Annotated in this window: 12 protein-coding genes; 5 read left to right on the top strand and 7 right to left on the bottom strand. The window is 58.1% G+C overall.

Features of this window, described 5'->3' with window-relative positions; all coding sequences use genetic code 11:
• Positions 1–96 precede the first annotated feature (96 nt).
• From QCBJ_RS28820 to QCBJ_RS28810, 3 genes are read right to left on the bottom strand one after another with little or no spacing between them, the layout of a single operon-like run.
• Positions 97–1,074: a trans-acting enoyl reductase family protein gene (locus QCBJ_RS28820; RefSeq protein WP_102062093.1), complete on the bottom strand. Its 978-nt coding sequence runs from the start codon at positions 1,072–1,074 to the stop codon at positions 97–99.
• A complete protein-coding gene (locus QCBJ_RS28815) occupies positions 1,071–1,472 on the bottom strand; it encodes a VOC family protein (RefSeq protein ID WP_102062131.1) in 402 nt (133 codons plus the stop codon). Before QCBJ_RS28815 ends, QCBJ_RS28820 begins: the two co-directional genes overlap by 4 nt.
• 18 nt (positions 1,473–1,490) lie before the next feature.
• Positions 1,491–2,234 carry an SDR family NAD(P)-dependent oxidoreductase gene (locus QCBJ_RS28810; RefSeq protein ID WP_102062092.1) on the bottom strand — a complete coding sequence of 248 codons (744 nt, stop codon included), beginning with the start codon at positions 2,232–2,234 and terminating at the stop codon, positions 1,491–1,493.
• A 138-nt stretch (positions 2,235–2,372) separates the two neighbouring features.
• Here QCBJ_RS28810 and QCBJ_RS28805 point away from each other — a divergent pair, with 138 nt between their 5' ends.
• Positions 2,373–3,266 (top strand): AraC family transcriptional regulator, encoded by an 894-nt coding sequence (locus tag QCBJ_RS28805; RefSeq protein ID WP_102062091.1) that lies wholly within the window; start codon positions 2,373–2,375, stop codon positions 3,264–3,266.
• A 157-nt stretch (positions 3,267–3,423) separates the two neighbouring features.
• On the opposite strand, the gene QCBJ_RS28800 is transcribed toward QCBJ_RS28805, so the two are convergent.
• Genes QCBJ_RS28800 through QCBJ_RS28790 form a run of 3 tightly spaced genes read right to left on the bottom strand, consistent with a single transcriptional unit; the run spans position 3,424 to position 6,114 of the window.
• Complete coding sequence (locus QCBJ_RS28800; protein ID WP_102062090.1) at positions 3,424–4,107, bottom strand: HAD hydrolase-like protein; 684 nt, start codon at positions 4,105–4,107, stop codon at positions 3,424–3,426.
• 30 nt (positions 4,108–4,137) lie between these two features.
• Positions 4,138–5,652: an MFS transporter gene (locus QCBJ_RS28795; RefSeq protein ID WP_102062089.1), complete on the bottom strand. Its 1,515-nt coding sequence runs from the start codon at positions 5,650–5,652 to the stop codon at positions 4,138–4,140.
• Between the two features lie 57 nt (positions 5,653–5,709).
• Entirely contained in the window at positions 5,710–6,114 is a 405-nt protein-coding gene (locus QCBJ_RS28790) for a heme-binding protein (protein WP_082893894.1), read from the bottom strand.
• A gap of 195 nt (positions 6,115–6,309) precedes the next feature.
• Between QCBJ_RS28790 and QCBJ_RS28785 the strand changes: the two genes are divergently transcribed.
• The 4 genes from QCBJ_RS28785 (at position 6,310) to QCBJ_RS28770 (ending at position 11,389) form a co-directional block, all read left to right on the top strand.
• Positions 6,310–7,233, top strand: a complete 924-nt coding sequence (locus QCBJ_RS28785) for a LysR family transcriptional regulator (RefSeq protein ID WP_102062088.1) — start codon at positions 6,310–6,312, stop codon at positions 7,231–7,233.
• A 156-nt stretch (positions 7,234–7,389) separates the two neighbouring features.
• The gene (locus QCBJ_RS28780; protein WP_102062087.1) at positions 7,390–7,899 is read left to right on the top strand and encodes a sigma-70 family RNA polymerase sigma factor; all 510 of its coding nucleotides are present in this window, start codon (positions 7,390–7,392) and stop codon (positions 7,897–7,899) included.
• 3 nt (positions 7,900–7,902) lie between these two features.
• Complete coding sequence (locus tag QCBJ_RS28775) at positions 7,903–8,841, top strand: FecR domain-containing protein (protein ID WP_102062086.1); 939 nt, start codon at positions 7,903–7,905, stop codon at positions 8,839–8,841.
• Positions 8,842–8,962: 121 nt separating this feature from the next.
• On the top strand, positions 8,963–11,389 hold the full coding sequence (locus tag QCBJ_RS28770) for a TonB-dependent siderophore receptor (RefSeq protein ID WP_102062085.1): 2,427 nt from the start codon (positions 8,963–8,965) through the stop codon (positions 11,387–11,389).
• A gap of 245 nt (positions 11,390–11,634) precedes the next feature.
• On the opposite strand, the gene QCBJ_RS28765 is transcribed toward QCBJ_RS28770, so the two are convergent.
• Positions 11,635–12,237, bottom strand: coding sequence for a hypothetical protein (locus tag QCBJ_RS28765; RefSeq protein WP_102062084.1), 603 nt, complete (start codon positions 12,235–12,237; stop codon positions 11,635–11,637).
• Between the last annotated feature and the right edge of the window lie 239 nt (positions 12,238–12,476).

Genomic DNA, 12,476 nt, shown 5'->3' with positions numbered 1-12,476 from the left:
CCAGCTACCTGGCTTTTTCAAGCGAAGTGACCGATACGCTAAAGACCCACTTCGGTCGCGAGCGCACCGCAACCACCTGAATCGCCAGCACCAACGTTAAAAGTTGGTAATTACCGTCCCGGCAATGCTCTCGGCAAATCCATCTCCGAAGACCGTGGCCGGTGTCGCAAAGCCCGTACGTCGTTCGCCGTTCAGTACACGGCGCGCAGCTTCCACCGCAGCCAAGGGTGTATAGGAATAGCCGTTCACGGTTTCGATCACAGACCTTGCGATTGTTCCATCAGCACCTATGACCTCAACCACTGCGCGGGCGCGATGTGCATCCCGCTGCTCTGCCGTGGGCCCGTCAGGCAGTTGCGACAGATCACCGTCTGGAAACGCATCGCCCGCGATATGCACAAACATCGCGATATTAGGAATGCCCGTCGAATGCCAACCTGTGACCAGGTCACCAAAGGAGAGCGGCGCGCAAAGGACCGGCCCCTGACCAAAGTCAAAGTGCCGTGGCGTCGCATCGGGCGCCATAACCAATTCGCCGTCCACCCTAGCGAGTAGGCCGGCACCGATGATCTCACTGACGCTCATGGCCGACCCACGGGACATTGACCCTGGGACCTGAAGTGCAATGCTCAGCGCCAGCGGCTGTTCAACGCGCCTGGCAACCTGCACCGCCAGCGAATCAGTGGGGACGACGTCCCAACCAACGCCTGGCAACAGCATCACCTGATTGGCAGCGGCTTGAACGCCCAGTCTCTCAGCCAGCCGGTAAACGTTGATCTCGGCGGTGATGTCCAGATAGTCGACGCCAGCCTTGATGCACGCGTGTATCAATGGTTCTGCCGTTTGCGCGAATGGCCCCGCGAAGTTTAGTAATACCGCGATGCCAGACAGATCAGTGTCGGTCACTGCGCCCGTATCGAACACTCGATATGGCACGCCCAATTGCGCGGCAAGGGTGGCAAGCCGCTGCTCGCTGCGTCCGGCGATTTCAACATTCAGCTCAAGCGCTTTTGCCCGCTGGGCCGCCATACGACCGGTGTAGCCCGTGGCTCCGTAGATCAGAAGTGTGCTCATTGGGCGTGCTGCCATTTTTTATAGACGAATTCCAGGCTGTACCCATCCGGGTCCAGTACATTGGCTGCGTAGTAATCGGGGTCGTAGTGTAAGCGGGCGCCCGGCGCGCCATTATCGATGGCGCCCTGCGCTATGGCCGCGGCGTAGGCAGCATCAACTTCGGCCTTGTTGTTCGCGACGAAACCCACGTGCACAGCCCGCCCTTCAGACACACCTTCGCGCAACCAGAAAAAGATGCGGCCATTGGCGCCAAAACCTTTCAGGTCTGGATGCCCCGGTGGACCGTCCTTGCCGTCGTAGTCCAAACGCGCGGTGATGCCCAGCGGCGTCAGTGCAGCCTCATAGAAACGGATAGAGCGTGCGATATCGCTTACCGACAAAAAAATATGATCAAGCATGGTGTACACCCCGTATGTTCAGATGTTGTAGCCGCCGGCGACTTCAATCGTCTGGGCATTGATCCAAGCGCCCTCTTCGGACAGCAGCATGGCAATCACCCGCGCGACATCTTCGGGCTCACCCACCCTTCCGAGTGCTGTTTGCGCCGCCAGCATCGCTTCGAACTCGTCGTTCAGCCCGCCACCCAGCTCGGTACGGATAGCACCCGGTGATACGGCATTGGCCCGTATGTGCCGCTCACCAAACTCTTTGGCCATATAGCGAGTGAGCACTTCGAGCCCGCCCTTGAACGCGGCGTACGGTGCAACGCCAGCGGTGGCTACACGAGTAGTGGCGCTGGTCAGGTTGACGATACTGGCGCCTTCCGCCAGCAGCGGCAGCAATGCCTGAGTGAGAAAAAACGGACCTTTGAGATGCACTTTGAACAAGTCATCGAACTGCGCCTCGCTGACGGAAGCCAACGGGTTGAACAACCCATAACCTGCGTTGTTGACCAGGCCACTCAGCGTAGTGGCATTCCACGTCTCCCGCAGGGCTACCACGACTGCCTCGCGAAATGCCTCGAAACTGCCAACGTCCGAGACATCGAGCTTGAGCGCTACGGCTTTCCCACCCGCGTCCTCAATGTGCTTCACCACCGACGCCGCCGCCTGGGGGTTGGCGTTATAGGTCAGGATGACGCCCATCCCTTTTTTGGCAATATGCTCAGCGGCACTGGCACCGATTCCGCGACTGCCGCCTGTGATCACGATGACGCCCATATCCGTTTCCTCTGTGCTTGGAATGTGCATCCAGAGTAATAATCAGCGCCTGGCAGGTCATATCCGTTCCTACTCGAAACCTGCCTGTTTCTGCTTTTTGCTTGCGCGTGGAGCCGTTATGCCTTCAGCATGCCAACCATGGACAACTCACTCAAAGAACTCAGATCACTGGCGGCCGGCGCTGAAAACCGCCGAACCGAAACAGGCATCCCGCGCGTAGCGATGGTTCAAGGCAAGATCCCCGAGCACCTGCTGGCGGCGGTCTATGACCCCATGATCAATTTGATTCTGCAAGGCAGCAAAAGCATGACCGTGGGTAATCGCACGCTTAGGTATGATTCTGCGACCTACTTCGTCATGTCCATCGATTTACCCGCCGTGGGTTTAGTACATCCCGCCGCATCAGGCGAGCCTTATCTGGCAGTCAGCCTGACGCTTGATCCGGTGGTGCTGTCGACATTATTCGCCGACCTGCCCAAACCTGCAGCCCGCATGGAAAATAATCCCGGCTTTTCGGTGGCCTCGGTTACGACCGAGTTGATGGACGCATGGGTACGCATGCTCCGACTGATGGGCGATCCAGAGGCCATCGCAGCGTTGGCCCCGGTTTACGAGCGGGAGATCATCTTCCGCGTCCTACAGGGGCCGCATGGCTGGATGCTCAGAGAAATCGCAGCGCCTGATACCGCAATGGCCCGCGTTAACATGGCTATCCAATGGATTCGCCGCGACTTTGCCGAGCCCATCGGCGTAGAACGGTTGGCGGAACGAGCATCGATGAGCGTCTCGGCATTTCATCGCCATTTCAAGGCTGTCACCAACTTGAGCCCCTTGCAGTATCAGAAACGCGTGCGCTTGCTACAGGCGCGAACATTGATGGTTGCAAGTTCCATGAGCGTCATGGCTGCAGCCTTCGAGGTTGGCTACGAAAGCGCCACGCAATTCAGTCGAGATTATGCCCGGGTGTTCGGGCTATCCCCTGCAAAAGATGCTGGGCGGATCCTCAGCGATACGAGAGACGTCAGACGCTAGTCGGTGACAGCACTCAACCGAACCGTACGCGCGGTGCCACTCGCGCGGTGACCGATATGAGCGCCGCCCACCCTTGGAAAACCGCTGACCTTAGTGCGTGCAAAGGGCCCGGAATTTAGTAGACCGACAAGGACGAGAGCCCATCCTTAGCTGCTGCTCAGTGCCCATGCAAGCCAACGATGCCGAGAATATCTCTGAATTTTATGAGATTAACGGCTGTGCAATCGTCAGGCAGGGATCCATAGCCCCAACTGGCAAAGGCAAACGGTATTCCGTATCCGCGTGCGGCTTCAAAATCGTTCTTATTGTCGCCTATCATTATTTTGGGAAGCGTTGCGTAATCGGCACGCGCTACCAACGCACCCAGGTGTCCGGGGTCAGGCTTCTTGAACGACACGGTATCCCCGCCGCACACCCTATCAATAAACCTCAACAGGTCGGTTTGCTTAAGAATATCGATGGCAATCGATTCGTCTTTGTTGGTACAGACAGACATTCTCCACCCCGCTTCTTGCAACACGCCAAGGGTTTCCATCACCCCGTCATAAGGCTTTGTCATCGGATAGTCGGTGTGTTCGTAGCGCGAGATGAAGGTATTGATCGCTTCTTCCATATTATTCATCCCTCGCAAACAGAACGCTCGCCTGGCAAATGACCGCAGCCCGTCACCGAGGAACTTTGAAGCTGTTGCGACCAAAAGAGGCTCAAGATCCGACTCGATAAGAAGGGTGTTCAGTTGTGCTGTCATGTCGCCCGCTGAATCGACGAGCGTGCCGTCGAGGTCAAAAATGATCGCGCCTGTCTCTACCGGGTGTGCAATGTTCAGGTCGTTTATCGGCATGGGCTTTACTCGCGTTTTGCAGGACTCTGGTTAGATTGCAGGATTCTGGCTACAGCGTCGTTTGCTGCGCATCAGCCCATACACCGCAGCGGATGCGAGTAGCGAGAACATAGCGGCAATCACAAATGCGCCGGCAAACCCCTGGCTGTAACTCTGCTGGGCAAGCCCACTCAACGTTTCGTTTAAGTCGTGGGGATACAGTGCGATAGCACGTTCGAAGTCGCCTGCCATGACGTATTCGGAAAATCCGGGTTGAGCAGAAACTCCCGCGTCTATTAGTTTGCTTTCAATCGCCGATTTCACGCCGCTGGCCAGTACCGCTCCGAGTCCAGCGAAACCCAACAATATGCCGGTGAATCTGGAGGTAGTGCTAATGCCGGACGCCATTCCGGCGCGACTTCGAGGAACCGTGCCCATGATGGCCTTCTGGGTTTCGCCATTCAGTAATCCACCGCCTGTTCCCAGAATTGCCATGCCGCAAATCAGCAACAGTGCTCCCTGCTGAACGGCGGCGAACATCAGGATAAGGTTACCAAGTGCAACGATTAAGAGGCCCAGCGCCAGGATGCCCGCGCTCTCAAGGTAAGGCGAAAGTCGCCTACCTACTTGCGGAAAAATCAGCATCGCAACGGCAAATGGAAGCATGGCGATACCCGCTTGGAGGACCCCGTTGCCACGGCCATTTTGTAGAAAGAGCGGTAACAGCGATGCCATGACTTGAGCAGACGAGGCATAGGCTAGCATCGCGAGTACGGCGCCAACGAAGGGCCTGGCGGTGAACAATTCGAGATCCAGCATCGGGTGGGGCCGACGTTTTTCGACCCAGACAAAGACTGCGAACAACAGCAGCCCCCCGATCATGCTCATGAGGACAGGGATACTCGACCATCCATGACTGGGACCGGCGATGAGTGCCCATGTGGCACTGAACATCCCCAGCGCGAAAAGCGCAATTCCCGGGATGTCCAGCGTTCTCGGCGTGGGATCACGAGATTCATCCACCAGCGTCACGACCGCTGCCGCCAGCAATAAGCAGACGGGGATGTTGATATAGAACGCCCAGCGCCATCCAAGTGAACTACTGATCACTCCACCTATGAGCGGCGAGACAACCATTGTGAGTCCCATGATGCCGCCCCATATCGCCCAAGCGTGGCTGCGCGATTTTTCATCGTGAAACGTGTGCCCGATGATGGCGAGGGCAGGAGCAAGCAGGAAAGCGGCTCCGACGCCCTGTACCGCTCGCGCCAGATACAGGCCTGCCGCTGAAGGCGCCAAACCACAGGCCAGGGAAGAGGCTGCAAAGAGCGCTATTCCGAACAGAAAGACGCGTCGCCGGCCGTACCGGTCAGCGATGGAGCCCGCCGGAAGCAGGAGGGCAGCGAAGCACAGCACATAGGTGCTTATGACCCACTCGACCTCTGCAAACGAGGCTTGAAGATCCCTGGCAATGGTTGGCAAAACGATGCCCACGACGTTCGTATCTAGAACGGTCATGGCACAGCCCGCCGACGCGACAACCAGTATGGCCGCTTCTTTTCTCATGGAATGACAGTCTCTTCTAATAGCGGGAGCGGTAACTGCACGTTCTCAACAGGGCATTTATTTAAATGCAGCCAGCCCGGCTTGAGCGATCTCTTCATCGTGCTGGGGTGTGTCCGCAGATACCCCTACCGCCCCAACGGTGTGTCCGTTGACGATGATCGGAAAACCACCACGCATCAGCACAAAGCCTTGGGCGGTGATCGCGGCAGGTCGGGGGCCGTTGATGGCATCTTCCAAGGCGCCGCTGGGACGTCGGAACAGAGCGGCGGTACGCGCTTTTCCGGGGGCGAGCTCAACACCCGCTGGCACAGCGGCGTTGTCCATGCGAACGAGGAGAATGGGCAGGCCAGCACTATCGACAACGGAGATGACGCACGGCCACCCAGCCGTTTGCGCCTTCGTTTGCGCCGCTGTGAGGATCTGTTGAGCGGCGGCAAGCGTCAGAACTGGCTGGTTGGGCAAATCTAATGCGGCGGCTGGCAAGGAAACAAGTGCGAGGGATCCCGCTAGGCCAACAGCGATTGCGACGGGGAGAAGACGGAACACGGTGAACTCCTGGGAAAGTGAGTCCAACGATTGAAACAGGGGAGACAATTCAGAACAATAAAACCTATCAGCTATATAATTCAGAAGAACTGAATACTGGAATCAAGTGACATGGACATTCGCCATCTTCGCGCCTTCGTCACCGTTGCGGAAAATCTACATTTTTCACGCTCAGCTGAGCAGTTGGGCGTTTCGGCCCCAACGCTCACTGCGCAGATCCAGGAAGTAGAGCGCTTGTTAGACGCTCGGCTGTTTAATAGAACAAAGCGGTCTGTCGTTTTGACGCCGGCTGGGGAAGCGTTTCTGACAGAAGCCCGCTCTACCCTTGAGCAATTTGAGAGGGCTATTAACGTGGGCCAACGTGCAGGCCGAGGCCAGGTTGGCCGAGTGGAAATCGGCTACGTTGGTTCAGCCGCCTTTTTCGGGGTACTCCAGGACCAAGTCCAGCGCTTTCGCAATCAGTGGCCAGACGTCATGGTGAACACCAAGGAACTCCCTACCGAGCACCTCACGGCACTTCTTGAGGATGGGCGGATTGATGTGGCCTTTGTACGAATGCCCGTGCATCTACCTGATGCAATCTCCAGCCGTATTTTGGCGCGCGACCGCTTCTGCCTGGCGTTGCCAACTGACCATGTCTTGGCGAAGACAGATGATGCCATTCGCCCGAGTGCGCTTGCGAGCGAGTTGTTTGTGCTGCCTGAACAAGCGCTAGGGGTGCGTGAGGTGGCCAAGCGCGGGAGATTCGATCCATACATTGTCTCGGCGCCTGGAAGTCTGGTCGCAGTGCTGACACACGTGGCACTGGGCGTGGGTATAGCAGTCATTCCCAGCGTTCTGATTCAAACGATTCAACTGCCAAATGTGGTCTTTCGGGAGATCGCCGGGCCTCCCATTTTTTCAGAGGTGGGGGCTTTGTTTCGCCGCCATGAGAGGCTGCCGATTGTGTGCAACCTGATTAGCCAGATCCTTGAGACCGATGAACGCGTGTGGAACGGCGATCCTCTGCGGAGTGCGCAGCAAGAAATGCCCTGAAGGGTAGGCGTCCCTTGGGCTATAGGGCGACATGGTTATTTCTCCAGGGGCTCCAGCCGCAACGACGCCGCCTGCCCCAATTTCCAGCCTTGCAAAATCATCCAGCAAACACGAAAATGAGATTGATTATCATATAAACCTTTTCAGGTTTGAGCCATGTCCTCCGTCGACCGCCTGCACCAACAGACCGTACACACCCTCTACGCCGATCATCATCGCTGGCTGTGTGGCTGGCTGCGCAAACGCCTGGGCTGTGTCGATCACGCAGCGGACATGGCTCAAGATACCTTCATGCGGGTACTGACCCAACGAAAAGCGCCTGAACTACGTGAGCCGCGTGCGTATTTGAGCACCATCGCGCGCAGCCTGATGATTGATATGTTCCGGCGCCGGACGGTGGAACAGGCGTATTTGGAAACCCTGGCATCCCGACCCGAAGCGCTGGATATCTCGCCGGAAACACGCTTTCTGATCATTGAAACCTTGCTGGAAATCGACCGGATTCTGAATGGCCTGGGCGCTCGCACTCGGCAGATTTTCCTGATGGCCCAGCTGGATGGCTTGAGCTATGTGGAGATCGGCCGACAACTGCACGTGTCGGTCAACACCGTCAAGAAACACGCGGTGCGCGCGTTGATGCACTGCCTGCTGGCCACCGAGGAGTAAGGCGTGGCACTGGATCACGCAACCCTTGAAGCCGCCGCACGCTGGTACGTCGACTTGCGATGTGATGACGCCGATGAAACCACCCAGGAAGCGCATCGGCGCTGGCTTGAGGGTGCGCCTGGACATCGTCAGGCCTGGGAACGGCTGATCCAACTGCAGGAACGCTTTGATCGGGTCGGCTCCGGTATCGCTCGGCCAACGCTCAACAGTGCACGGGTCAAGCGCCGTGAAGTGCTCAAGGTGCTGTCGCTATTACTTGCGGCCGGTGGGGCCGGCACGTTGGCCTGGCGCACCACTGCACTGCCGTCACTGGTGGCAGACCAGCGCACCGTGACGGGGGAAAGCAAAAGCCTGCGCCTGGAAGATGGCAGTCGGGTACGCCTCAATACCGCCACCGCAATGAATATTCACTTCAGCCCAAGCCTTCGCGAGCTGCAATTGCTCAGCGGGGAAATCTTTGTAGAAACCGCGCGTGATGCCCAGGCCCGGCCCTTTGTGGTGCACACCCGCGAAGGCAGTGTCCGTGCGCTGGGAACACGCTTTATCGTGCGCTGCGAAGACGCTCAAACCCGGGTCTGTGTGCTTGAACATGCCGTCGAAGTGCGCAGCGCAACCCACACGCCGACAGTGCGGGTGGAGGCGGGCCAGCAGGTGTGGTTCAGCCAGGACCAGGTGGCTGACGTGCAGCCTGCGAGCCCCGACGCCGATGCCTGGACCCACGGCATGTTGGTGGTCAACAACTGGCGCTTGGAGGATTTGATCCTTGAACTCCAACGCTACCGTCCTGGGCACCTGGGCTGCCAAGCGCAGGTCGCGGGGCTGCGTATTTCGGGGGCGTTTCATTTGAACAATATCGATACGATCCTGGAAAACCTGTCCGCTACCCTGCCTGTGCGCATCCGCCAATTCAGTCGCTATTGGACGCGCGTGGAGTCGGTCTGAACAAGCGCCAGAAAATAAATGCCCGCCAGGGGTTGTTGATTCAATTTCTCATTCGACTTGGTAGATAGAGGCGCATCAGACGCCGCTCTCACTCTACTGCCACTGGGCGAAAGGAAACGGTATGTCCGTACACAAGCCAACCACTCAACGACCCCCTTCACTGACCCGCATCGTGCGCCGCACGCTGCTCGGCATGGCCCTGGGCGCGCCGCTGACCTCGATCATGGTTGCCGCGCCCGCCTGGGCGCAGACGGCCGCGACCCAGTTCGACATCCCCTCCGGCTCGGTCAACACCGCACTGGCACAGTTTGCAGCCACGGCGGGGGTCAATATTTCGTTCGACCCTGCCCAGGCGCAAGGGCAACGCTCGCCTGGTTTACACGGCGCCTACACGGTGGACTCAGGCTTGCGCCAGCTGCTGGCCGGCAGCAAGTTGCAGGCCGTGTCGCTGAGTAACGGCAGCTACTCGCTGATCCCTGCCGTCGACGCAACGCTGCAATTGGACCCCACGAGCATCACCGGCCAATCGGTTGAGTCAGCCGCAGGCCCAGTGGAAGGTTACGTGGCCACCCGCAGCAGCGCAGGTACCAAGACCGATACACCGATCATCGAAATCCCGCAGTCGATCTCGGTGATCACCCGCCAGCAAATGCAGGCCCAAGGCGCGCAGACTGTCACCGACGCGTTGCGCTACGTACCCGGCGTCAAGGTGGAAGCCTACGGCTTGGACCCCAAGGGTTTTGACTGGTTGTACATTCGAGGCTTCAACGGCCAGGCCAGCAGTGACTACCTCAATGGGCTGCGTCAGCAAAACAACAGCTACGCGTTTTTCCGCAGCGAACCTTACTCGCTGGACCGCATAGACGTTGTGCGTGGCCCGGCCTCCAGCCTGTTCGGCCAAGGGGATGCGGGCGGCATTGTCAACCGGGTCAGCAAAAAGCCCGAGGCCAATCACGTCAACGAAGTGCAGTTGACCGGCGGTAACCATGATCGCCTGCAAGGCCAGTTTGATATCGGCGGCGTGCTGAGTGACGAGCAACACCTGCTCTACCGCGTAGTCGGCCTGGCCCGTGAAGCCGATACCCAAGTGGATTATGCGGACGGCCACGCGCTGAAAGACGACCGCCTGTACATCGCGCCGTCCCTCACCTGGGCGCCGGATGAAGACACCAGCCTGACCCTGCTCAGTGACTTCATGCGCGATTCGAACGGCGGCTCGCTGTTCGCCTACAGCACGCCGAACGGCCACACCACCAACACGCTGATGGGCGATCACAGCTTCAACCATCTGGACCAGGAACAATTCAGCCTGGGCTACGAGTTTCGCCATCGGCTGGACGACACCTGGGAGTTCCGCCAGAACGCCCGCTACGGGCAGGTCGACCTGATCTTCCAGAATCTGCTGCCCACCGCCGTCGACACCAACACCGGCAACGTGACGCGGATCGCCGACCGCTTCGACCAGCACATGGACACGTTCAACCTGGACAACCAATTGCAGGCCGACTTCACCACCGGCCCGCTCAGCCACACCCTGTTGATGGGCGTCGACTATACCTGGCAAGACGCCGATATCTCGCGCTGGCGCACTCAAGCGCCAGGCCTGAACCTGAACGCGCCACAATATGGCTTGGCGATCGCTCGTCCCAACGCCGCCAACAGCCTGAGCTCAATTGATTACGACCAGACCATCGAACAGGTTGGCGGTTATATTCAAGACCAGATCAAGTTCGACGACCACTGGATCGTCACGGCCGGCGGGCGCTATGACTATGTTCGCAACGCTCTGGATAACCATGTCGGCGCGTCCTCCAACCAGAAAGACAATGCCTTCACCGGCCGGCTGGGCCTGACCTATCTCACCGAGTTCGGCCTGGCACCCTACGTCAGCTATGCCGAGTCGTTCACCCCCAACACCGGCACAGACCGCAACGGCAGTGCGTTCGACCCAAGCATGGCGCATCAATGGGAAGTGGGTGTGAAATACCAGCCCACCGACGCCATCCTGATGACTCTGGCCGCTTACGACCTGACCAAGACCAATGTGCTGACGACGGAAATCGTCGGCGGCGTGAACACCGGCTTCACCGTTGCGTCGGGCGAACAACAATCGCGCGGCATCGAAGCCGAGATCAAGGCGCGGCTGGATCAGCACTGGGATCTGATCGCGTCCTACACCTACACCCACGCCGAAATCACCAAGAGCAATCGCGGCGACGAAGGCAAACGCCCGGCCAACGTGCCCAGGCACATGGCGTCCACCTGGTTGAACTACACCTTCAACGACAGCCCGCTCAAAGGCCTGAGCTTGGGCGGCGGTGCCCGCTACACCGGCGTGCTGTATGGCGACAACGGCAATACCTACCACATCGACAACTACACACTGTTCGATGCGGGCGCCAGCTACCCGATCAACAAACACGTGACCGTCTCGGTCAATGCGCAAAACCTGTTGGACACTGAATATGTGGCCACCTGTGACGATTCCTATGAGTGCTACCCCGGGATGCGGCGCACGCTACTGACCAGCGTTAAATACTCCTGGTGATCAGATGCACATCATTGACTAAAAAGCGGCTTACCGAGAGGTAAGCCGTTTTTTATGCCCGAGTAAAAATGCTGGGGCAGCCTCATCCCAGCGCTGACGCCAATGTCGTTATATCGGACATCTTCCCATTGCTCCACAGACCCTCTGATGCTCGTTCGCCAAGCGTTAGCCAATACTTTCTGACACCCAATGAACGATTCCTTGTAGTCGTGTTGGCAGCCACAAGCGTGTGCTCGTTTGCCTATTTATAAAACGTCTATGCCGGGATAGAGATCCGCAGGTGGATGGTAATCGGGATCCTCAAAGCGGCTATTGTTGTAATGGGTTTTGGCCGTCGGCCCTTCGCCCTTGTACGTCACCTGCGTGTTTGGAGTGAGATGCCACCCGCCTCCGTCCTTGTCGCGCTCGATCAGCGACGGGTACAACGTACAGGTGCCTGATGAACCGGATGTCAGCCTGAACTGGTAAAGGCGCCCAGCTTGAGGCATGAACTTCGTCGTGACGTAGCAGGATTGCGTGCGCGCCCCTTCCCAGAACATACCCACGTGAGTTTCGATGCCGGGTCTGATCCGGGTTTCGTAATAGTCCGACGTGAGGTTTTGCCCTGCTTTCGGCATACCCTCATCCTGCGTACGGGTGAAAGGAAGCGGCCCACTGCGAATTACGCCGCCCGAACGTATACCGTTTTCGTATTGGTACAGATCGGCATGCTGAGTGAAGTTGACGATGCGTATCCAGGCAGGATTGGGCTCGTTTACAGGTGCAGTGAAGTAATTGGTGTGTGGGAAGTACTGGCAGCCTGCGAATAATGGCAGGGGCAGCAGGCAGAACGCAGCGCGTATCGACATGAAGCCTGTCCTTTTGCGGAGTCGGAGTAGAGACCACAAGAAAGGAGGAGCATTGCGTAACCGGTGAAAGATTTCGGGCCGTTAGCGACGCGCTTGATCATCCCTGTGCGAAGGCAACTGAACTGGCCTAATGATTTTGGACACTTCAATCGGGCGCTATGATAGCGCCCAAATCTGAGGTGTTTGGATATGCGTAAATCTTATTCGAGTGAGTTCAAGCTCAAGGCTGCCAGCATGGT

It is taken from the genome of Pseudomonas sp. QC2 (genome assembly GCF_002859085.1).
Lineage (GTDB): Bacteria > Pseudomonadota > Gammaproteobacteria > Pseudomonadales > Pseudomonadaceae > Aquipseudomonas > Aquipseudomonas petroselini.
The sequence above is the reverse complement of the archived record's forward strand: the minus strand, read 5'-3'. Positions and strand labels throughout refer to the sequence as shown.

Bases quoted from the DNA above. Each gene is read 5' to 3' on its own strand.
- QCBJ_RS28770 (WP_102062085.1), top strand. From the start codon at position 8,963: ATGTCCGTACACAAGCCAACCACTCAACGACCCCCTTCACTGACCCGC.
- QCBJ_RS28800 (WP_102062090.1), bottom strand. From the start codon at position 4,107: ATGCCGATAAACGACCTGAACATTGCACACCCGGTAGAGACAGGCGCG.
- QCBJ_RS28810 (WP_102062092.1), bottom strand. From the start codon at position 2,234: ATGGGCGTCATCGTGATCACAGGCGGCAGTCGCGGAATCGGTGCCAGT.
- QCBJ_RS28820 (WP_102062093.1), bottom strand. From the start codon at position 1,074: ATGAGCACACTTCTGATCTACGGAGCCACGGGCTACACCGGTCGTATG.
- QCBJ_RS28795 (WP_102062089.1), bottom strand. From the start codon at position 5,652: ATGAGAAAAGAAGCGGCCATACTGGTTGTCGCGTCGGCGGGCTGTGCC.
- QCBJ_RS28785 (WP_102062088.1), top strand. From the start codon at position 6,310: ATGGACATTCGCCATCTTCGCGCCTTCGTCACCGTTGCGGAAAATCTA.
- QCBJ_RS28780 (WP_102062087.1), top strand. From the start codon at position 7,390: ATGTCCTCCGTCGACCGCCTGCACCAACAGACCGTACACACCCTCTAC.
- QCBJ_RS28805 (WP_102062091.1), top strand. From the start codon at position 2,373: ATGGACAACTCACTCAAAGAACTCAGATCACTGGCGGCCGGCGCTGAA.
- QCBJ_RS28815 (WP_102062131.1), bottom strand. From the start codon at position 1,472: ATGCTTGATCATATTTTTTTGTCGGTAAGCGATATCGCACGCTCTATC.
- QCBJ_RS28765 (WP_102062084.1), bottom strand. From the start codon at position 12,237: ATGTCGATACGCGCTGCGTTCTGCCTGCTGCCCCTGCCATTATTCGCA.